Source organism: Bacillus sp. TCT6, from assembly GCF_056033845.1.
The window spans coordinates 1230831-1252760 of sequence record NZ_JBVYHX010000001.1; the positions used below are offsets into that span (position 1 = coordinate 1230831).

24 protein-coding genes are annotated in these 21930 nt (G+C 36.1%); 22 read left to right on the forward strand and 2 right to left on the reverse strand.

Annotation, left to right across the window (positions count from 1 at the left end):
* Positions 1–413: 413 nt before the first annotated feature.
* The 11 genes from AC0ONG_RS06285 (at position 414) to AC0ONG_RS06335 (ending at position 8881) form a co-directional block, all read left to right on the forward strand.
* Entirely contained in the window at positions 414–1676 is a 1263-nt protein-coding gene (locus AC0ONG_RS06285; protein ID WP_001168695.1) for a tetratricopeptide repeat protein, read from the forward strand.
* 73 nt (positions 1677–1749) lie between these two features.
* Positions 1750–2286 carry a ReoY family proteolytic degradation factor gene (locus tag AC0ONG_RS06290; RefSeq protein ID WP_001095925.1) on the forward strand — a complete coding sequence of 179 codons (537 nt, stop codon included), beginning with the start codon at positions 1750–1752 and terminating at the stop codon, positions 2284–2286.
* A 134-nt stretch (positions 2287–2420) separates the two neighbouring features.
* Positions 2421–2900 carry a YpiF family protein gene (locus AC0ONG_RS06295; RefSeq protein ID WP_003258820.1) on the forward strand — a complete coding sequence of 160 codons (480 nt, stop codon included), beginning with the start codon at positions 2421–2423 and terminating at the stop codon, positions 2898–2900.
* A gap of 137 nt (positions 2901–3037) precedes the next feature.
* Positions 3038–3550, forward strand: a complete 513-nt coding sequence (qcrA, locus tag AC0ONG_RS06300; protein WP_001290420.1) for a menaquinol-cytochrome c reductase iron-sulfur subunit — start codon at positions 3038–3040, stop codon at positions 3548–3550.
* Complete coding sequence (gene qcrB, locus AC0ONG_RS06305) at positions 3551–4225, forward strand: menaquinol-cytochrome c reductase cytochrome b subunit (RefSeq protein WP_000932700.1); 675 nt, start codon at positions 3551–3553, stop codon at positions 4223–4225.
* A gap of 43 nt (positions 4226–4268) precedes the next feature.
* Positions 4269–5036, forward strand: coding sequence for a menaquinol-cytochrome c reductase cytochrome b/c subunit (gene qcrC, locus AC0ONG_RS06310; RefSeq protein ID WP_000554601.1), 768 nt, complete (start codon positions 4269–4271; stop codon positions 5034–5036).
* 118 nt (positions 5037–5154) lie between these two features.
* The gene (lhaT, locus tag AC0ONG_RS06315; RefSeq protein WP_000262822.1) at positions 5155–5745 is read left to right on the forward strand and encodes a lipoprotein heptaprenylglyceryl N-acetyltransferase LhaT; all 591 of its coding nucleotides are present in this window, start codon (positions 5155–5157) and stop codon (positions 5743–5745) included.
* A 25-nt stretch (positions 5746–5770) separates the two neighbouring features.
* Positions 5771–6457, forward strand: coding sequence for a lipoprotein intramolecular transacylase Lit (gene lit / locus AC0ONG_RS06320; RefSeq protein ID WP_000414366.1), 687 nt, complete (start codon positions 5771–5773; stop codon positions 6455–6457).
* 106 nt (positions 6458–6563) lie between these two features.
* Positions 6564–7352, forward strand: a complete 789-nt coding sequence (gene ypjB, locus AC0ONG_RS06325) for a sporulation protein YpjB (RefSeq protein WP_000831587.1) — start codon at positions 6564–6566, stop codon at positions 7350–7352.
* A gap of 101 nt (positions 7353–7453) precedes the next feature.
* Positions 7454–8137 carry a zinc metallopeptidase gene (locus AC0ONG_RS06330; RefSeq protein ID WP_003258828.1) on the forward strand — a complete coding sequence of 228 codons (684 nt, stop codon included), beginning with the start codon at positions 7454–7456 and terminating at the stop codon, positions 8135–8137.
* 102 nt (positions 8138–8239) lie between these two features.
* Positions 8240–8881, forward strand: coding sequence for a uracil-DNA glycosylase (locus AC0ONG_RS06335; RefSeq protein ID WP_000876854.1), 642 nt, complete (start codon positions 8240–8242; stop codon positions 8879–8881).
* Between the two features lie 28 nt (positions 8882–8909).
* Here AC0ONG_RS06335 and AC0ONG_RS06340 read toward each other — a convergent pair whose 3' ends face one another.
* Positions 8910–9791 (reverse strand): YitT family protein, encoded by an 882-nt coding sequence (locus AC0ONG_RS06340; protein ID WP_000202121.1) that lies wholly within the window; start codon positions 9789–9791, stop codon positions 8910–8912.
* A gap of 362 nt (positions 9792–10153) precedes the next feature.
* Between AC0ONG_RS06340 and AC0ONG_RS06345 the strand changes: the two genes are divergently transcribed.
* The 7 genes from AC0ONG_RS06345 to AC0ONG_RS06375 are packed head-to-tail and all read left to right on the forward strand — an operon-like array spanning position 10154 to position 15708.
* Positions 10154–10495 carry a nucleotide pyrophosphohydrolase gene (locus tag AC0ONG_RS06345; RefSeq protein WP_014894810.1) on the forward strand — a complete coding sequence of 114 codons (342 nt, stop codon included), beginning with the start codon at positions 10154–10156 and terminating at the stop codon, positions 10493–10495.
* Entirely contained in the window at positions 10495–11295 is an 801-nt protein-coding gene (dapB, locus tag AC0ONG_RS06350; protein WP_000658818.1) for a dihydrodipicolinate reductase, read from the forward strand. The genes AC0ONG_RS06345 and dapB overlap by 1 nt, the downstream gene beginning before the upstream one ends.
* Positions 11296–11309: 14 nt before the next feature.
* The gene (mgsA, locus tag AC0ONG_RS06355) at positions 11310–11705 is read left to right on the forward strand and encodes a methylglyoxal synthase (RefSeq protein WP_000684765.1); all 396 of its coding nucleotides are present in this window, start codon (positions 11310–11312) and stop codon (positions 11703–11705) included.
* 11 nt (positions 11706–11716) lie between these two features.
* Complete coding sequence (gene bshB1 / locus AC0ONG_RS06360; RefSeq protein WP_000015671.1) at positions 11717–12421, forward strand: bacillithiol biosynthesis deacetylase BshB1; 705 nt, start codon at positions 11717–11719, stop codon at positions 12419–12421.
* Positions 12418–13563, forward strand: a complete 1146-nt coding sequence (gene bshA / locus AC0ONG_RS06365; RefSeq protein WP_000768307.1) for an N-acetyl-alpha-D-glucosaminyl L-malate synthase BshA — start codon at positions 12418–12420, stop codon at positions 13561–13563. Before bshB1 ends, bshA begins: the two co-directional genes overlap by 4 nt.
* Positions 13550–14743 (forward strand): CCA tRNA nucleotidyltransferase, encoded by a 1194-nt coding sequence (locus tag AC0ONG_RS06370; RefSeq protein ID WP_000439310.1) that lies wholly within the window; start codon positions 13550–13552, stop codon positions 14741–14743. The genes bshA and AC0ONG_RS06370 overlap by 14 nt, the downstream gene beginning before the upstream one ends.
* Positions 14728–15708, forward strand: a complete 981-nt coding sequence (locus tag AC0ONG_RS06375; RefSeq protein WP_001192058.1) for a biotin--[acetyl-CoA-carboxylase] ligase — start codon at positions 14728–14730, stop codon at positions 15706–15708. The genes AC0ONG_RS06370 and AC0ONG_RS06375 overlap by 16 nt, the downstream gene beginning before the upstream one ends.
* Before the next feature lie 127 nt (positions 15709–15835).
* On the opposite strand, the gene AC0ONG_RS06380 is transcribed toward AC0ONG_RS06375, so the two are convergent.
* The gene (locus AC0ONG_RS06380; RefSeq protein WP_000062383.1) at positions 15836–16225 is read right to left on the reverse strand and encodes a cupredoxin domain-containing protein; all 390 of its coding nucleotides are present in this window, start codon (positions 16223–16225) and stop codon (positions 15836–15838) included.
* 520 nt (positions 16226–16745) lie between these two features.
* On the opposite strand from AC0ONG_RS06380, the gene panB reads away from it, so the two are divergent.
* From panB to dinG, 4 genes are all read left to right on the forward strand, one after another.
* Entirely contained in the window at positions 16746–17582 is an 837-nt protein-coding gene (gene panB, locus AC0ONG_RS06385; protein WP_000851105.1) for a 3-methyl-2-oxobutanoate hydroxymethyltransferase, read from the forward strand.
* On the forward strand, positions 17582–18430 hold the full coding sequence (gene panC / locus AC0ONG_RS06390) for a pantoate--beta-alanine ligase (RefSeq protein WP_000707007.1): 849 nt from the start codon (positions 17582–17584) through the stop codon (positions 18428–18430). Before panB ends, panC begins: the two co-directional genes overlap by 1 nt.
* Positions 18431–18442: 12 nt before the next feature.
* The gene (panD, locus tag AC0ONG_RS06395) at positions 18443–18826 is read left to right on the forward strand and encodes an aspartate 1-decarboxylase (protein ID WP_000490186.1); all 384 of its coding nucleotides are present in this window, start codon (positions 18443–18445) and stop codon (positions 18824–18826) included.
* 131 nt (positions 18827–18957) lie between these two features.
* Complete coding sequence (gene dinG / locus AC0ONG_RS06400) at positions 18958–21762, forward strand: ATP-dependent DNA helicase DinG (protein ID WP_000044952.1); 2805 nt, start codon at positions 18958–18960, stop codon at positions 21760–21762.
* Positions 21763–21930: the final 168 nt, after the last annotated feature.

Genomic DNA, 21930 nt, shown 5'->3' on the forward strand with positions numbered 1-21930 from the left:
AATTAAGTTGTTCTGTAAATCACGGTTTGTATGGCTTGATAATTAGTGAGAGAAGTTATTTGCACGGTCATAAAAGAAAGCGGTACAATAGAAGATGATGATAAGGTATCGGTGTCATATCCGAACCTTTTGAACAATTACCTACTCTGTAAGAAGAAGTATAAGAAGAAGCATGCTCATTCTAAAGGTTGCGTTCTAACAGTGAGTTGCTTATGATAAAGTGAAACTTTAATCAGTGGGGGGATGTTTATCCCCCGCTGATTATTAGTTGAACCAATCGGGCTTTTACGGGCAGTTGATCCCCAAACTAACTTCTTTGCCTTAGCTGAATTTTGAGGTGGGGGTCTTACTGCCCGTTAATAGCGGGGTAAATGAACAGAAGAGAATATTTTTTAGAATTAAAGGAGACGTTTATGCAAAAGTTTGAACAAGTTGTTTCATATATTGAAAATGGTGAAGCGGAAAAAGGATTACAATTATTAAAAGAACAATTAAAAATTGCAAATGATGAAGAGAAGTATGATATCGCTCGTTACTATCATACACTTGGATTTACAGATGAGGCATTAGCGATTACTGAAGACTTACGTTTACTGTATCCGGAAGAAAGTGAATTCACTGTATTTTTAGCAGAATTATATATTGATCTAGATAAAGAAGATGAAGCGATTGAAGTACTTCATGATATTCCAGAAAATGACGATTTATATGTTCAATCTTTATTACTTGTTGCAGATTTATTCCAAATGCAAGGTTTTGATGATGTAGCAGAGCAAAAACTATTAAAGGCGAAAGAAATGATGCCTGATGAACCTGTTATTACGTTTGGGTTAGCAGAATTATATAGTAGTAAAGGTGAAGAACAAAAGGCAATTACTTATTATGAATCGCTATTAGCGGAACATAAAGTAATGGGTGGTGTTGTAATCGCACTTCGTCTTGCAGAAACGTTAAGTGCGATTGGAAACTGGGAAGAGGCGATTTCTTATTATGAAGCAGGCCTAGAGGAACAAAAAGATATTCACTCATTATTTGGATATGCCTTCACATTATACCAAGGTGAAGAATATCAGAGAGCAATCGGTGCTTGGCAAGAACTAAAAGAATTAGACCCTGAGTACGCATCACTGTACATGTATTTAGCGAAAAGCTATGAAAAAGAAGGAATGCTTCAAGAAAGCTATGAAACGCTTCATGAAGGAATTAAAGTAGATGAGCTTTCAGTTCCGTTTTATGTAGAGTTAGCGAACATTGCGGCGAAATTAGGAAAAATAGTAGAAGCAGAGGAAGTTCTTCAAAAAGCACTTGAGTTAGATCCAGGGCATTTAGGCGCAACATTAAAATATGCGTATATCTTAAAAGAACAAGAAAAGTACGAAGATTTAATTGCAATTGTAGAGCGTGCTATTGATAGTGGAGAACCAGATACACAACTACTTTGGGACCTTGCGTATGCAAAAAAACAATTAGAAATGTATTCGGATGCATTAAAACACTATGAAAGTGCATATACTTCTTTTAAGAATCATCCAGACTTCTTAGAAGAATACGGTTATTTCTTATTGGAAGAAGGAAAGCGAAAAGAGGCGAAAGAAGTATTTACCCAGTTATTACAACTAGACCCGACACAAATTCATATTGAAGAGTTGTTATATAATTTAGAGGATTTTTCATAAGTTGGAAGGAAACTGAATGCCGCTTCTTGAATCTAAAAAGAAAAGAGAAAGACAGAGGAGGGACTTAATTGCTATGAATACCCCTGTTTCTGTAAACGAGAAGAAGGATTTTGTAAAATGGTTTTTGAATAATTACCAACTGAAACAGCGTGAATGTGTATGGATTCTGAATTATTTAATGAGTCACGACCAATTGATGCATAAAGTCCACTTCGTAGAGCATGCAAAATATTGTCCGCGTGGCTTAGTGATGTCAGCGAATTGTGTGAAAGACACACCGTTTCACTTTTTTAAACAAAATGTTATGACAACAGATGCTGAAAAATCGTTTCATGATATTCGTTTAAATCGAGATGAGGATATTTATATTCAACTCAACTTTAAATCATCGTTTCAAAATGCGAATTATGTAGCTGTATTAGAAGAAAACCCATATCTACCAAAGCATATTGAAGTAAATGAAAAAGATCGTTTACTTGCAGAAAGGTTTTTGGAAGAAAGTGTATTTTCGTTTAGAAGAGAACGCCTTTTGAAACAAATTGATGAAGCGTTAGATAAGCAAGATAAGGAAGCGTTTCATAGATTAACGGCAGAGTTAAAAACTTTATAGAATGTATTTGGATTAATATTTTTACAAATTTCAGACTTTTATCAAGAAAAACTACCTATATTGGGTAGTTTTTCTTTTTTTACCTCTTTTAGTATGGTTTAATATATATAAAGTGAAAGTTCTGTCATTTGTAAATGAAGGGGGGAAGAAATTTGAAATGGATTGTAAAAGATGTGGAACAGTTTGAGCAAGCAAGAGAGTATGTTGATACAGGAGTAATACCGCTTTTATCAATTTCGGCAGCGAAAGAAATAAAAATGGTTGTAGAACAAGGTGAATTTATCGAATTGTTGAGTATGGAATTGGAAAGAGAGTATAAAGGAAGAGTGCTTTTACTGCCTGCTTTTACGTATTTAGTAGAAAGTCAAAAGAATGAAAAAGGTCGTTTGCAAGAATGGACAAATCATTTACGAAGAGAAGGTTTTAAGCATATTGCTTATGTTACAAGTGATTTTTCATGGAAAGAGGATATACAAGAGTTACAGGGAGATTTATTTTGGTTTCCTTCATTAGCATTAGAACAATTTAGTGATCAAGCAAAGAGAGAAGTTATTCATGCACATATAAAAAATATAATGGTGATGTTGGAAGAGAAGTGGGGAAACTCGCAATAAACAGAAAGTTCTTATTATTATGAGTAGTATGATATTGACCTGTGCATGAGCGTATTATATCATGATAGTGTCCTAGTTTTTATTTTTTATATAATTTATCACGAGGGGACAATTTCTGATAGAGGGGGGAAATTTTCGTGAGCGAGAAAGAACATCGCGTGTCAAGAAGACAATTTTTAAATTACACACTCACAGGGGTAGGAGGCTTTATGGCTGCCGGTATTTTAATGCCGATGACGCGATTTGCGCTTGATCCGGTGTTAAGAAAAGAAGCCGGAACAGATATGGTTGCTGTTGCGCAAGTAAAGGATATTACAACAGAGCCGAAGCGTTTCGATTTTAAAGTGAAGCAGGTTGATGGTTGGTACAAGTCTGAAGAACCAAAATCGGCTTGGGTTCATAAAGATGAAAGCGGAGACATTGTTGCGTTCTCTCCAGTATGTAAACATTTAGGATGTACAGTTAACTGGAATTCGGACAAAGCACATCCGAATCAATTCTTTTGCCCATGTCACGGGGGGCGTTATACAAAAGATGGGATGAACATTAAGGGTACGCCACCCCTTGCTCCGCTTGATGTGTACGAGTCTAAAGTGAAAGATGGAACGCTGTATCTAGGAAAAGCAAAGCCAAGAGGGGGTGCAAAGTAGATGTTAAATAAAATTTATGATTGGGTAGATGAAAGATTAGATATTACACCAATATGGCGTGATATCGCTGATCATGAAGTACCTGAACATGTAAACCCGGCACATCACTTTTCTGCATTCGTCTATTGCTTTGGAGGACTTACCTTTTTCGTTACTGTAATTCAAATTTTATCTGGAATGTTTTTGACGATGTATTATGTGCCTGATATTAAAAATGCTTGGGAATCCGTTTACTATTTACAAAATGAAGTTGCTTATGGGCAAATTGTTCGTGGTATGCACCACTGGGGTGCTAGTCTCGTAATTGTAATGATGTTTTTACATACACTCAGAGTTTTCTTCCAAGGTGCGTATAAAAAGCCCCGTGAGTTAAATTGGATTGTTGGTGTTCTTATTTTCTTTGTTATGTTAGGTCTTGGTTTTACCGGATATTTATTACCGTGGGATATGAAAGCTTTATTTGCTACAAAAGTAGGGATTCAAATTGCAGAGCAAACACCGCTCATTGGTCCTTATATTAAAACATTACTCGCTGGTCATTCCGAAATTGTTGGCGCTCAAACATTAACTCGCTTCTTTGCTATTCACGTCTTCTTCTTACCAGCAGCACTTCTAGGTTTAATGGCCTTCCACTTCATCATGATTCGCAAACAAGGTATTTCCGGTCCACTATAAGAGATTGCTAAATTAAAGGGGAAAGAACTAAAGGAGGGAGATTATGCATCGCGGCAAAGGGATGAAGTTTGTAGGAGATTCTCGGGTACCAGTAGCTCGGAAACCAAATATTCCAAAAGACTATTCTGAATACCCAGGGAAAACAGAAGCATTTTGGCCGAACTTCTTGTTAAAAGAATGGATGGTTGGTGCAGTTTTTTTAATCGGTTATTTATGTTTAACAGTGGCGCATCCGTCGCCACTTGAGAGAATGGCGGATCCAACAGATGCTGGATATATACCACTTCCAGATTGGTATTTCTTATTCTTGTATCAGTTATTAAAGTATTCTTATGCTTCCGGTTCATTTACTGTAATTGGAGCGTTTATTATGCCAGGGATTGCGTTTGGTGCATTACTGTTAGCTCCATTTCTTGATCGAGGTCCAGAAAGACGTCCATTGAAGCGTCCTGTAGCAACTGGATTTATGCTTTTAGCAATTGCATCGATTATCTTTTTAACTTGGGAATCTGTAGCACACCACGACTGGGAAGCTGCAAAGAAACAAGGAGCAATTGTAAAAACAGCGCCAGTTGATAAAAATGATGATGGCTATAAATTAATGCAAAAAAATACTTGTTTAACATGTCATGGTGACAACTTACAGGGCGGGGCGGCAGCACCAGCACTGCAAAACTTAACTTTAAAGCCAGAAGAAATTGCTAAAATTGCGAAAGATGGAAAAGGTTCCATGCCTAAAGGTGTATTTAAAGGTACAGATGAGGAACTGAAGAAGCTTTCGGAATTCGTTGCAAAGTATAATAAAAAATAATAAAAAGCTGACTACAAAATTTGTAGTCAGCTTTTATATTTAGTTGGATGAAGTTTGTTATAATAGAGTAGGATTTAGTGAATGAATTACTTTGCTTGAAAGGTGTTGGACATACAGATTGGTGTACTTGTATGCAATGTTAAGACAACGCTCGGTATTATTATTTTTATTGGTTGTTAACATATTAGGTACAATTTACGGGTTTATATGGTACGGAAATCAATTGAAAGAAACGTCACCTATATTTTGGCCGTTTGTACCAGATAGTCCTATGGCGAGTCTCTTTTTTTTCTTTGTTTTAATTGCTTTTTTGACAAAGAGAAACTGGGGATTAATAGAAGCACTAGCGATTGTTACTTTAATAAAATATGGTATTTGGGCTGTTGTTGTAAATGCGATTATGATTTACGTAAAAGGTTCTATTGGCCTTATGGGCTACATGTTAATGCTTTCGCACTTTGCGATGGCGGTGCAAGGTGTTTTATATGCTCCATTTTACCGTATAAAAAAATGGCATTTTATAGTAGCGGGTGTGTGGACGTTGCATAACGATGCAATTGATTATTTATTTTGGCAAATGCCGCGATATGGAATTATGCATTTGTTTGTAGAGGAAATTGGTTATTTTACGTTTTGGTTAAGCGTTGCTGTACTATGTATTACATATTATTGTTGCTTACGTGAGCACAGGAAACAATTTTCTTTATGATGGTTAGAACATTTAGGGGGAGAACATGGAGAAAAATAAGAGTGGTACAAAAATATTGGATCGATTGATTACTTTAATTGTTTCATATAGCATAGCATTTTCTATTTTTGCACTTGCAACAACGGCAGTTGTGTATGGAAAATGGCTGTATTATTTTGAAATTGATTTTTTAAATATTCCTGATTTAGCGGATATGACGAAGGATGAAATTAAAAGAAATTACGATGTGCTTATTACATATTTATCCCCGTTTTATGACGGAGCATTACATTTGCCAACATTAGATATGTCTACAAATGGCCGTATTCATTTTGTAGATGTTAAAAATATTTTAGTAAAGATTCAATATGTGATGTATGCGACAATTATGATTGCAGTGATAGGCGGAATTTATTTATTAAAAAAGAAAAATGAAAAGTTTTTACTGCACGGATCGATTTTAACAATCATTTTTCCGATAGCGCTTATGTTACCAATCGCTATTAATTTTGAAAAGAGCTTTGTATTATTCCATAAGCTTTTATTCAGTAATGATTATTGGATGTTTGATATTGAAACGGATCCAGTTATATTAATGCTACCAGAGGAGTTCTTTATGCATGCTGCGTGTGCTATTTTATTATTCATTTTAGGTGGTAGTATACTTTGTTATAGTTTATATAGATATTTCGTAAAAAAGAAAAGGATGTCAAAGAAAAAATTCTCCGCTTAAAGAGAATTTTTTCTTTGTAAAACGATAATATATTTTTCGGTTCAGTTCTGTTCTATTCTTGTCCCAATTAACATATTTTGTACTAGTAGTTATAGGGGGGACCGGGATGAAGAGAACATTAATTGGATTGATAGCATTTCTAATTATAATGTTTCCATTACGTATATATGCTGAAGAGTGGAATGAGCTAACAGGGTTGTTAGATGACTCGTTACAGTTAGTGAAGCGTAATGAAGATGAAAAAGCAGTACAAGTATTACAACTTTTCTCAGAGCAATTTTTAATCAAGGGGAATGAAAAGAAGCAGGAAGTAACACCAGATCAAGTTAGAGTTATTTCTTTAGCTTACGACAAGGCGCAACAATCGCTCTTTGAAGAAGGTTTAGGTAAGCAAGCTAAAATGGATAATGTGCTGGCATTACAACTTGCTGTTGATGCGCAAGTATCGAAATATCAACCGCTTTGGATGGAAAGAGAAAGAAAAGTAATGGATGCCTTTTCTCAAATGGAAAAAGCGATGGAAAAAGAAGATGTTGGGCAGTTTCAACAAACGTTAAATACATTTTTAAATGAATTCAATATTATTTATCCAAGCTTAATGATTGCTTTGCCAGAAAACGAGGTACAGCGTGTAAATGCTCATTTATCTTATTTGGATGAATTTCGTAACGTTATGTTAAAAACGAAAGGCGGCCAAATGCAATTAGGGATTATTAAAGGGGATTTGCAAAAGATATTTCACACAGTAAAAAAGGATGAAATTGCACCCTCTCTCATTTGGTTTATGACAATTACTGGGGGACTTATTTTATTCACATTAACTTATGTTGGATGGAGAAAGTATAAAGGAGAGAGAGAGAAAAGAAAAAGTAATGTACATTCTAAAAATAGATAATGTAATAAGTAAAGATATGGATTGTAAGGTTTATTTATTGACAATAGTGGCAGAAGAAAATAGAATGAGAAGTACTATAATTAAAACTTCAATGGAGGTTCATGATGTTTTATTTAATTTACTTCGCGATCATAATGATCATACCGTTGTATGCACAGTCAAGAGTACGTAGTGCCTATAGCAAGTATTCACAAGTTTATTCAACATCAGGTATGACAGGAGCGGAAGTGGCTCGAAAAATTTTAGATGAAAATGGATTATACAACGTAGCTGTAGAAGAAACACCAGGTCATTTATCAGATCATTATGATCCAACCGCTAAGACGGTTCGATTATCAACAGATAACTATTATGGACATTCAGTTGCTGGTACGGCAGTTGCAGCACATGAAGTAGGACACGCAATTCAAGATGCAAAAGATTACAAATTTATGCGCGTTCGTCATTCGTTAGTGCCAGTTGCAAACTTTGGTTCGAATATGTCTTGGGTTTTCGTCCTAATCGGTATATTTGCACAAATGTCTGGTTTGTTGTTATTAGGTATCATTCTAATGGCAGCAGGTGTTGTGTTCCAGCTCGTTACATTACCAGTTGAGTTTGATGCGTCAAAGCGTGCGATGCAACAAATTGAAGCGTTAGGTATTGTATCAACAGATGAATATGGCCAAGCTCGTAAAGTATTAAATGCGGCAGCATTAACATATGTAGCAGCTGCAGCTGTAGCGGTATTTGAATTATTACGTCTCGTATTAATGTATACTGGTATGCAGCGTAGCGACGACTAAAGACTATCAATTTTGATAGTCTTTTTTTGTTGTGTGGCTTGAATTATATAATGTATTGCAAATAGAAATAATAGAAGTAATGCGGAAAGGCGGTGGGGGGAAATGAAATATCCAGACCATTTAGTAAAACAAGTGAAAGAGCGTAGTGCTCCTTATCAACTAGAAGGTTTTTTAAGTGGACAAGGCCCTGAAAATCCCAAATTTATGTTGTTAGGAGAAGCGCCTGGTGAAACAGAAATTCATAATGGGATTCCGTTTAGCGGGAGGGCGGGAAAACAATTAATGGGTTTTTTAGAGCGTATTCACGTTACAAGGGAAGAAGTATATATTACGAGCGCTGTTCGGAGTAGACCTTATAAATGGCGAGAGAAAAAAGAACGAAATGGTGAAATCATACAAAAAAAGTATAATAGAACGCCAAATCAAGGAGAAATAGTTGCCCATGCGCCTTTATTAGATTATGAATTAGAGAAAATAAATCCGAAGCTTATCGTCACGCTTGGAAATATCGGTCTTCAACGTTTAACAGGAAAAAATAAAAAAATCACAGATGTACATGGGCAATTATTAAAACAGCCCATTCAAAAATTAAAGGATGTGCAAAGTGCAGAGTTTATATGGTCAGAGAATGAATATCATGTTTTTCCAACTTTTCATCCAGCTTCTATTTTTTATAATCGGAGTTTATTGGAGCTTATTTATGAGGATTTGGAGAAGCTTAAAAGACTTGTAATAAAAAACTAGAAAAGCTAAGGTGCTTTTCTAGTTACATTTAATTATGTAAAGGGTTTTTATTTTCATCTAACGTAAATCCTTCACCAACTACATCATGTACATCACTTACAGCGACAAAAGCATGAGGATCTACAGACGTAATAATATTTTTTAATTTCACGATTTCATTTTTAGCAACAACGCAATACAATACGTTACGTTCCACTTTTGTATACGATCCAACGGCTTTTAAAAAGGTTGCTCCGCGCTCCATTTCAGATAAAATTTTGGCAGCAATTTCATCGTTTTTCTCTGAGATAATAGTCGCTCCTTTTGCAGCATAAGCCCCTTCTTGCATAAAATCAATGACTTTAGCACCGATAAAAACAGCAACTAGCGTATACATGCCCTCGCGGTATGATAAATAGGTAAGAATAGAGACTACGATAACGACAGCATCAAACATAAACATTGTTTTTCCCATACTCCAGCCAACATATTTGTGAGCTAGTCGTGCGATAATATCTACACCGCCAGTAGTCCCGCCATATTTAAATATTATTCCAAGGCCGATACCTATAAATGCCCCAGCGAATAAAGCTGCGAGTGTCATATCATTTTGCAAGTTTAAATGTAAGTTTAGCACTTCGTAACGCTGGAAAATCCATAGAAATAAAGATACGCTAAAGGTGCCGATTAATGTATATAAAAATGTCGTTCTGCCAAGTAACCTCCAACCAATAAAAAATATAGGGATATTTAAAATTAAGTTTGAGTAGGAAGGATCAAACTTAAATAAAAAATACAATAATAGTGTAATACCAGTAAACCCACCCTCTGCAAGGTGGTTTTCAATATTGATATTGACAATACCGAAAGAAAATATAGCGGAACCGATTAAAATAAAAATAATATTTCGCATCTTCAATTTTGATGTCATATAGAAATCCCCCTAATTATGTAATGATTGCATTGCTCCGCTGAAACAGTAAAACATAATAATAAGTAATTTCTAGTTGCAACCCGATTGGTGTGCGCTGATTTTTTGCGAAAAGCACATAAAAGAAGTTTCACTTTACCCCGTACCAACGGCTTGTAGGAGATAAAGTTCTGAAGAAAGGCGAACCAGCCGTAGGAACCCGATTAGTTCGGGCTGATCTTTTGCAAAAATCGCAAAAGAAGTTTCACTTTATTATAGTCTATCCAAAAAAGGGTAGCAAATAGGTGTTTGGCGGGGAATAATATTTGTCAAATCGCGATGAATTGGCTAACATGAAAGAGGAAGGATTAGAGGTGAATAGTATGGAAGCAAAAACGATGAAAGATATGCAGAAAGAAGTAGATGCATATATTGGTCAGTTTAAAGAAGGTTATTTCAGTCCGCTTGCAATGATGGCTCGTTTAACGGAAGAAATGGGAGAGCTTGCAAGAGAGGTAAATCATTATTATGGTGAGAAACCGAAGAAAACAACTGAAAAAGAAAATAGTATTGAAGAAGAGCTTGGAGATGTATTATTTGTTATGATTTGTATGGCAAATAGTTTAAATATTGATTTAGAGACAGCACATAACATTGTAATGAACAAATTTAATACACGTGATAAAGATCGCTGGACACGTATTGATGAGGGAGAGAAAGAATAATGAAAGAAATTAAAGTAATTATCGCCGGACCAAGAGGACGTATGGGACATGAAGCAGTCCTTCTTATGGAAAGAACGGAACATTTAAATTTAGTAGCAGCAGTGGATTATAAGCATGGTGGTGAGAAGATTTCTGATTTACCTGGCATGCCAGCATTACATGCACCGATTTACGCTGATTTACATACTTGTTTAGATGAAGTAGAAGCAGACGTGTTGTTAGATTTAACAACACCAGAAGTTGGGAAACAACACGTTACACTTGCAGTTGAGCGTGGACTTCGTTCTGTTATTGGTACAACTGGATTTACAGAAGAAGAATTGGCACGTTTAACAGAGAATGCAAAAGAAAAAGCAGTAGGAACAATTATTGCTCCAAACTTTGCAATTGGTGCAGTTCTTATGATGAAATTCTCACAAATGGCAGCGAAATATTTCCAAGATGTTGAGGTAATTGAATTACATCATGATCAAAAATTAGACGCACCATCTGGTACAGCTGTAAAAACGGTAGAATTAATTCGTCAAAATCGTGAATCAAAGCAGCAAGGTCATCCAAATGAAGTAGAGCAACTAGCAGGTGCACGTGGTGCAAATGTAGACGGTATTCACATTCATAGTGTACGTTTGCCAGGGCTTATTGCACACCAAGAAGTAATGTTCGGTGGAGATGGACAAATGTTAACAGTTCGTCATGATTCATTCAATCGTGCATCATTTATGTCAGGTGTAAAACTATCAATTGAGACAGTAATGAACCTGGATCATCTTGTGTACGGTTTAGAAAATATTATCGACTAAAGGGGAGACAACGGATGAAAATTGCCTTAATCGCACATGACAAAAAGAAAAATGATATGGTTTCGTTTGCATACGCATATAAACCAATTTTTGAACAACATGAATTATTTGCAACAGGAACGACAGGGCTTCGCATTATGGAAGCGACTGGATTAGTTGTAACAAGATATCAATCTGGCCCTCTTGGTGGAGATCAAGAAATTGGTGCAATGATTGCAAAAAATGATTTAGATATGGTGATTTTCTTCCGCGATCCATTAACAGCACAGCCGCATGAACCGGATGTGAATGCATTGCTTCGTTTATGTGATGTATATGCGATTCCACTTGCAACGAATATGGCAAGTGCTGAAATGTTAATGCACGCATTAGAGCGAGGAGATTTAGATTATCGTAAGTTAAGAAAATGAGGGGAACAATTATGAGTGGATTACATATATTAGCGTTTGGTGCTCATGCCGATGATGTTGAAATCGGCATGGCTGGTACCATCGCTAAATATACAAAGCAAGGGTATGAAGTAGGTATTTGTGATTTAACAGAAGCTGATCTTTCTTCAAATGGAACGATAGAGTTGAGAAAAGAAGAAGCAAAGGTTGCAGCTCGTATAATGGGAGTAAAAACGAGACTGAATTTAGCGATGCCAGACCGTGGTTTGTATATGAAAGAAGAGTATATACGTGAAATTGTCAAGGTGATCCGTACATATAAACCAAAACTAGTTTTTGCGCCGTACTATGAAGATCGCCATCCAGATCATGCAAATTGTGCAAAGCTTGTGGAAGAGGCTATTTTTTCAGCAGGAATCCGTAAATATATGCCGGAACTTGCACCACATCGTGTGGAGTCTTTTTATAATTATATGATTAATGGTTTTCATAAACCGAATTTTTGTATAGATATAAGTGAGCACCTCTCTATAAAGGTGGAAGCATTAGAATCGTATGAAAGTCAGTTTTCAACAGGGAGTGATGGGGTTAAGACACCGTTAACAGAAGGATATGTTGAAACGGTGATTGCTCGTGAGAAGATGTTTGGAAAAGAAGTTGGAGTCTTGTATGCCGAGGGATTTATGAGTAAGAAACCGGTTTTATTACATGCTGATTTATTAGGGGGATGTAAATGAAATTAAAAATAGGTATTACATGTTATCCTTCTGTAGGTGGTTCTGGAGTTGTTGGAACAGAATTAGGAAAGCAATTGGCGGAACGCGGGCATGAAATTCACTTTATTACATCGGGTTTACCATTCCGGTTAAATAAAGTATATCCAAACATTTATTTTCATGAAGTGACGGTAAACCAATACTCTGTATTTCAATATCCACCATACGATTTAGCGTTAGCAAGTAAAATGGCAGAGGTTGCACAAAGAGAAAATCTAGACATTTTACATGTGCATTACGCAATACCACATGCGATTTGTGCATATTTAGCAAAACAAATGATCGGAGAGCGTATTAAAATTGTTACAACCTTGCATGGAACAGATATTACTGTGTTAGGTTCCGACCCTTCGTTAAATAATTTAATTCGTTTTGGTATTGAGCAATCGGATGTTGTAACTGCTGTCTCGCATTCATTAATTAACGAAACGCATGAGCTTGTAAAACCAAGTAAAGAAATTCAAACGGTATATAACTTTATAGACGAACGTGTATATTTCAAGCGTAATATGTCTCAATTAAAGAAAGAATACGGTATAAGTGAGAGCGAAAAAGTACTTATTCATATTTCGAATTTCCGTAAAGTGAAACGTGTGCAGGATGTTGTTCAGGCATTTGCTAAAATTGTTAAAGAAGTAGATGCGAAGTTGCTTCTTGTTGGAGACGGACCAGAATTCTGTACGATTTTACAGATAGTGAAGAATTTACATATTGAAGATCGCGTTTTATTCCTAGGCAAGCAAGATAATGTTGCAGAACTACTTGCGATGAGTGATTTAATGTTGCTTCTATCAGAGAAGGAAAGTTTTGGTCTTGTTTTATTAGAAGCAATGGCGTGTGGTGTACCTTGTATCGGAACACGGGTCGGAGGTATTCCAGAGGTTATTCAACACGGGGAAACAGGATATTTATATGAAGTTGGCGATACAACAGGAGTGGCAAATCAAGCTACTCAGCTATTAAAGGACGAGGAACTTCATCGTAATATGGGAGAACGAGCAAGAGAAAGTGTTTATGAGCAATTTCGCTCAGAAAAAATTGTTTCACAATATGAAACGATTTACTATGACGTACTAAGGGATGACAAAAATGGAAAGATTTAAAAAAGCTAGTTCTATTATTGAGACATTAAAGCAACAAGGACATGAGGCTTACTTTGTTGGTGGGAGCGTACGAGATCTTATTATCGATAGGCCGATTGGAGATATTGATATTGCGACATCTGCTTTACCAGAAGAAGTGATGGCTATATTCCCAAGAAATGTTCCTGTTGGTCTTGAGCATGGAACTGTAATTGTTTTAGAAAATGGTGAGCCTTATGAGGTAACTACTTTTCGAACAGAAAGCGAATATGAAGATTTTCGAAGACCTAGTAGTGTTCAATTTGTTCGTTCATTAGAAGAGGATTTAAAACGTCGTGATTTCACGATGAATGCAATTGCTATGACAGAAGAAGGCGAAATGGTTGATTTATTCGCTGGACAGGAAGCCATTCAACAGAGAGAAATCGTGACAGTTGGAAATGCTGCGGATCGTTTTCAAGAAGATGCCCTGCGAATGATACGTGGTATTCGGTTTGTAAGCACGTTAGGTTTTTCAATAGAAACGAAAACGAAGCAAGCGATTGAAACGTATGGGCATTTGCTAGAACATATAGCAATTGAGCGCATTACAGTAGAGTTTGAGAAAATGTTAACTGGTACATATTGTGTGAAAGGTCTCAAAGAATTAGTAGAGACGAAGCTATTTTCTCATTTGCCATATTTACAAATGTCAGAAGAAAGACTCTTAACAGCTACGCGGTATAAATGGGATTCTTTCGAAACGGATATTGAGGCGTGGGCATTTTTCTTATATTGTATCGGAGAAGAACATCCATCTGTCTTTTTACGTCAATGGAAGTTTTCGAATAAAAAAATAAAAGATATTGTTGCAGTTTTATTGGCAATCCGTACTAGAAAGGAGAGGGGTTGGGATACAGTCCTTCTTTATAAAACGGGAATTCATATCGCTGAAATGGCAGAGAGAGTATATGAAGCGATGATTGAAAGCTATGACCCTACATCTGTTAAACGAGTACAATCAATGTTTCATGTATTGCCAATCCAGGAGCGTCAAGAAATGAATGTGACTGGTAATGATTTATTAAACTGGGCAAACAAAAAGCCTGGTCCGTGGGTTGCTGAAATGCTTCAGAAAATCGAGGAAGCAATCGTACAAGGGAACATAGTTAATGAGAAAGAGCGTATAAGGGAGTGGCTGCAAGGATGCAATCTACTATAAGAAAGCAGTTATTACAAGTTTTTTCTGAAGCGGATGGCGAGTTTGTATCCGGCCAAACGATTAGTGATAAACTTGGTTGTTCAAGAACTGCTGTATGGAAACATATGGAAGATCTCCGGAGTGAGGGATATGAACTTGAAGCTGTGCGTCGATTAGGTTACCGAATTGCAAGTAAGCCAGACAAAGTGACTGCTAATGAAATTCAGTTAGGGCTACAAACGAAGCGAATTGGTAGAACAGTGTATTTTGAAGAAACTGTTGAATCAACGCAGCACATTGCAGCAAAACTGGCTTATGAAGGTGCAGAAGAAGGAACTATCGTTGTAGCAGAAGAACAAACAGCGGGAAGAGGTCGTTTAAGCAGAAAATGGCATTCACCAAAAGGAACAGGCATTTGGATGAGTATTATTTTACGCCCATCGATTCCAGTTCATCATGCACCGCAACTTACTTTGTTAGCGGCTGTTAGTGTTGCACAGGCAATTGAAAAATGTACAGGTGTAGGCGTGGGAATAAAATGGCCAAATGATATTTTAATTCAAGGTAAAAAGGCTGTAGGTATATTAACAGAAATGCAAGCGGATCCTGATAAAATTAATGCTGTCATTATGGGCATCGGTATTAATGCGAATCAAAAGCAAGAACATTTTGATGAAGAAATTCAGCACATTGCTACTTCATTAGCGATTGAATCAGGTAAGCCGATTGTTCGTGCAGAACTTATGCAACAAATCTATTTACAACTAGAAAAATTATATGAAGAGTATTTACAAAATGGTTTCTCTGTCATTAAAATTCTTTGGGAAAGTTACGCTGTGAGCATCGGGAAAGAAATTACTGCTCGAACGATGAGAGAGACGATTACGGGGTTAGCGAAAGGAATCACAGAGGATGGTGTATTACTTCTGGAGGATCATGAGGGGAAAGTACATCATATTCATTCTGCAGATATCGAAATTAAGTAAAAGAAGTTCCTCTTTTGGAACTTCTTTTTATTTCAATATTTTTGAGTTGAATTTGTAACATGATAATAAATTCTTTTCATATTTAAAGTTCACTTCAAAATATCTTCCGTCTAGTTGGCCTGGCATGTTATTTGACGATTACTTTGCCTTCCATTCCTTTAAGAAGATGGTATCGACATATTAATTCATATGTACCAGTATTTTTAGGTTTCACGGTAATATTCTTTTCTTTTCCTGACTCGACTACGACGTCAATGCCGAGTTTTTTCACTGTAAAGGTGTGCTCGTTTTTACCTTTATTTTTCAATAGTAATGCTGTAGATCCTTCAAGCGGAATCGTGATGACATTTGGATTAAAGTAATCATCATTTAGTTCAACCTCAATCACGTTCGTTAAATCGGTGGGTTGTGTTACGACATTAACTGAGGAAAATACATGAAAGGATCCTAAAGACATCCACCATACAATCATTACAAGCAAACTGCTGAATCGAAATAACCACCTGTTCATAGACATCTGCAATTCTCCTTTGTTAAGTACTTTTCCTCAATTAACCTGTATCATTAGTTTAAGAGTTATACTATACAGTTCAATTGATTATAGAAGAAATTAACTTAGATTTTTTTAACATGCGTTGAAAAAACATGTATCTTTTCAAGATTGAATTATCTATAAAAACTTTATCCCGCTATTTGTCGGGCTGATTAAATTTTCACTTTATAGCATATATACTCTCTTGTTAAATTTCATATACCGTAATAAGAATAAAAAATTATTTTTTCAAAAAAATGTAGTAATTCCTTTTTGTAGTTTGCTATAATTAGTTCGAATGTGGGCAGTATCAGAGTGAACTGCACCATGATTCGAAGTAATATGAAAAATAATAACTTGGATTCTGCCTTGATCCAATAACGGACTGGGACAGAGGGATGAATAATGCCGACTAACACACAACCCTTCTGCCCTTTTATGGCCAGAGGGGTTTTTTATATGATTTCGGCCATCTCCTCTCTCCTGCATAAAGGAGGAGTAGTTTTTGAAAACAAAAACAGATTTTTTGAAGATGAAAGAGCAAGGTGAGCCGATTACAATGCTAACGGCGTATGATTATCCATCTGCTAAATTAGCAGAAGAAGCTGAAGTTGATATGATTTTAGTTGGAGATTCTCTTGGAATGGTTGTACTCGGATACGATTCAACAGTACCTGTAACAGTAGAGGATATGATTCATCATACGAAAGCTGTACGCCGCGGAGCGAAAGAGACGTTTATTGTAACTGATATGCCATTTATGTCGTATCACGTATCATTACAAGAAACGATGATGAATGCACGCCGCATCGTTCAAGAGAGCGGGGCGCACGCACTGAAGGTAGAAGGTGCTGGAGAAGTTATATCAACGATTCAATATTTGACGAACGCAGGAATTCCTGTTGTAGCGCATTTAGGTTTAACACCTCAATCTGTAGGAGTGTTGGGTGGATATAAAGTGCAAGGAAAAGATGCGGAGAGTGCAAAAAAATTAATAGAAGATGCAAAGAAATGTGAAGAAGCTGGTGCAATAGCGCTTGTGTTAGAATGTGTACCAATGCAGTTAGCAGAACTTATTTCAGAACAACTAACAATACCAACAATCGGGATTGGTGCAGGACAAAAAGTAGATGGGCAAGTGCTTGTTTATCATGATCTTATCTCATATGGCGTAAATCGTGTTCCAAAATTTGTGAAGCAATATACGTCTGTTCAAGAGGAGATTGTGCGCGGGATTTCACAATACGTTACTGAAGTAAAGACAAGGCAATTTCCTGAAGAAAAACATTCGTTCACAATGAAAGAAGAAGACCGCTTAGCGTTATACGGGGGAAAACAATAATGAAAATCGTAACTACAGTGCAAGAGATGCAGCAAATTACAAACGAACTGCATGCAAGTGGAAAAAGTATTGGTTTTGTTCCAACGATGGGTTATTTACATGAAGGGCATGCTACCTTATTACGTAAGGCAAGAGAAGAAAATGAAATTGTAGTTTTAAGTGTATTTGTAAACCCGCTGCAATTTGGCCCAAATGAAGATTTAGATCGATATCCTCGTGATATTGATAGAGATGAAAATGTAGCAAAAGAAAACGGTGTAGATTATTTATTTTATCCGAGTGTAGAAGAAATGTATCCATCAGAACAAACAACAACAGTAGAAGTTGTGAAACGCACGGACGTATTATGCGGTAAACAAAGACCTGGTCATTTTGCTGGTGTTGCAACTGTACTAATGAAACTATTTAATATTACGCTGCCCACGCGTGCTTATTTCGGTATGAAAGATGCTCAACAAGTTGCAGTAATTGAAGGATTTGTAACTGATTTCAATATTCCAGTTACAATCGTACCAGTTGATATTGTAAGGGAAGAAGATGGATTAGCGAAAAGTTCTCGTAACGTGTACCTATCACAAGATGAACGTGAAGAGGCTCTTCATTTATACCGCAGTCTATGTATAGCGAAAGAAAGAATTGAGGCAGGTGAACGTAATCCGGAAATCATTACAAATCTTGTGAAAGAGTATATTGAGACGCATACGAAAGGCACTTTAGATTATGCGGATTTATATGCATATCCGTCATTAACAATGGTAGAGAAAGTCGAAGGACGAATCATTTTAGCTATTGCAGTTAAATTTGAAAATGTAAGATTAATTGACAATATAACATTAACGGTTAAATAAGGGGGAGCATCTATGTTTCGCACAATGATGAGAGCAAAGTTACATCGTGCAACTGTAACGGAGGCAAATTTAAATTATGTAGGTAGTATTACAATTGATGAAGATTTAATGGATGCAGTAAATATTGTAGAAAATGAAAAAGTCCAAATTGTAAATAATAATAATGGTGCTCGCTTAGAGACATACGTTATTAAAGGGGAACGCGGTAGTGGTGTTGTTTGTTTAAACGGTGCTGCGGCAAGGCTTGTACAACCAGGGGACAAAGTAATTATTATTTGTTATGGGCTAGTTACGGAAGAAGAGGTTCATAAACAAGAACCAAAAATTGCAGTACTAGACGACAATAATCAAATTATTGAAATGTTAGGTGCTGAAAAAGCGGGTACGATATTATAAGTAGAAAAGCTATCTCCATTGCGGAGATAGCTTTTTTGTGCATCTTTTCATTAAGATGAGATAAAACGTGGTATAGTAACATTATATAAATTATTGTTGTTTGAACGGTAAGAAATTGAGGTGTTACATATATGAGTAAGCGTTATGTCGTTGTTGATTTAGAGACGACAGGGAACTCCTGGAAAGATGGGAAGGATAAAATTACCCAAATTGCAGCTGTTGTAGTAGAAGATGGAGAGATATTGGAGATTTTTTCGTCTTTTGTTAACCCAAAGAGAGAGATCCCACCATTTATTACAGAATTAACAGGGATTGATGAAAGTCTTGTAAAACAAGCCCCGTTATTTCAAGATGTAGCCCCGATGATTGTTGAGCTATTACAAGGTGCGGCTTTCGTTGCGCATAATGTTCACTTTGATTGGAATTTTTTAAATGAAGAATTAAGGCAGGCTGGATATACAGAAATACATTGTCCTAAAATCGACACGGTTGAATTGGCTCAAATTCTTTTACCGACAGCTGATAGTTATAAATTACGTGATTTAGCTAAGAAGCACGAACTAGAACATGATCAACCACATCGTGCGGATAGTGATGCTCTTGCAACAGCGGAATTATTTTTACAATTTTTAAATGAAATTGAAAAGTTACCACTTGTCACGTTGCAATCGCTTTATGAATTAAGCGACGTGTTTCAAAGTGATATAGCTGATGTGCTTTCTGAAAATATTTTAAAGAAAGTAATGCATGGTAAAGAAGATATAGCGGAGTATGAAATACATCGAAATATTGCGCTGAAAAAGCGGAACTATTCCTTAAACCTTGGAGAAACGTGTTCATCAAAGTTTGATGCTTTCTTGAATAAAACGATGGATAAATTGGAATCACATATGCCAAAGTTTGAAAGAAGAGAAAGTCAACAACTGATGATGAAAGAGATATATACGGCGTTAAGAGATTCTCGTTTTTCACTAATTGAAGCCGGTACAGGAACAGGAAAGACTCTTGCGTATTTGCTTCCTAGTCTTTATTTTGCAAAGAGAAAAGAAGAACCTGTCATTATAAGTACACAAACGGTACAACTCCAACAACAAATATTAGAAAAAGAAATTCCGTTATTACAAAAAATAATGCCATTTTCATTTGATGCAGCTCTTCTAAAAGGAAGAAAGCATTATCTTTGCTTACACAAATTTGAGTATGCTTTACAAGAGGAAGAAAAAAATTATGATATGGCACTTACGAAAGCGAAGATTTTAGTTTGGCTATTGCAAACTGAAACGGGTGATCGAGACGAATTAAATATTCCTGAGGGCGGAAAGTTACTTTGGAATCGTATTTGTAGTGATGCGTATAGTCCAGGCGGTATGCAAAGTAATTGGTTTAGTCGTTGTTTTTACCAGCGAGCGAAGAATAAAGCTTTATTTGCAGATATCGTTATTACAAATCATGCGTTATTATTTCAAGATTTTTCAAGTGAAGAACCGCTGTTTGCTTCATGCGAACATATTATTTTTGATGAAGCTCACCATATTGAAGAAGCTGCGAGTAGAACATTGGGTGAACAGTTCTCTTGTATGTATTTTCAATTGGTTATATCTCGTCTTGGGACGCTAGAAACAGAAGATGTACTCTCCAAAGTATATAAAATGATGAAAAAATCAGAGCAAGCATCTCGTTCAACTTTCCGTATGATAAGTTATAGTTTGAAGGAACTTAAGTTTGATGCGGATGAACTCTTCCAAATGTTACGTACTTTTATATTTAAACAAACAAAGCAAGAGCAAGGAACGAATAATATGCCGCTCATCTATAGGTATAACGCAGAACTAGAAAAAGGTAAGTTGTGGGATAGTATCGTCGAATTAACAAATCGTTTTATATATGAATTAAGAAGGGTAGTAACTGCTCTTGAGAAGCAAGTGGATATATTGCAAAGTAAGTTAGAATGGGAGATGCATGTTGTAACAGGTGAATTTATGCATTTAATTGAGTTGCTGAGAAAGATGGCAGAATCATTACAGTTACTCGTATTAGAAAAGAATTCGTATGTAACTTGGATGGAGACTGAAACGAAAGGGACGATTCATTCAACAGTTCTATATGCACAGCCTGTTCATATTGGTGAAAGATTTGCTGATAAATTTTTAACAGAAAAAAAGAGTGTTATTTTTACATCCGCAACACTAACAGTTAACGATACGTTTGATTATATAAAAGAGGAACTTGGTTTACATGATTTCGCTCCAAATACTTTAAAGGTTCCGTCACCATTTCGTTATGATGAACAGATGAAATTAATGGTTTCAACGGATGTACCTTTTATTAAGCAAGTAAGTAATGAGCGATATATTGAATCTGTATCGGAACATATTGCAAAGATAGCAAAAGCCACAAAAGGCAGAATGCTCGTTTTATTCACTTCGTATGAAATGTTAAAAGAAGCGTATGCGAATTTAAAAAATAATGATGAATTAGAGGGTTATTTATTACTCACCCAAAGTGTGAATAATAGAAGTCGAAGCCGCTTAATTCGAAAGTTTCAAGAGTTCGACAAATCAATTTTATTAGGGACGAGTAGTTTCTGGGAAGGGATAGATATTCCAGGAGATGCCTTAAGTTGTCTTGTTATTGTCCGTCTACCATTTACGCCTCCTCATCAACCTATGATGGAAGCGAAAGGTGAGTGGCTAAAAAATCAAGGTGAGGATGTATTCGCTAAATTAGCGTTGCCACAAGCAATATTACGTTTCAAACAAGGATTCGGCCGCTTAATTCGAACGAATACAGATACAGGAACGGTAGTAGTGTTAGATCGTCGTTTGACGAGTTCTTCCTATGGAAAACGATTTCTACAATCGATCCCTAACGTACCTCTTTATGAAGGGCCATTAGAAGAATTATTAGTACAATTAGAAGAACCATTAAATGAATAAAAATGGAAGAAAAATACGCCTGAAGTACTTATAAACTTCAGGCGTAAAAAATGTGGGTAGGAGGAATTTTATTTTTCTTACTTCTTGTATACAAAATGTGTTGGTTTTCGACTTGAAACCTTTTTTTGCTGTACATGTCCTGCTATAATAGATGGGTGATGAAGCAGG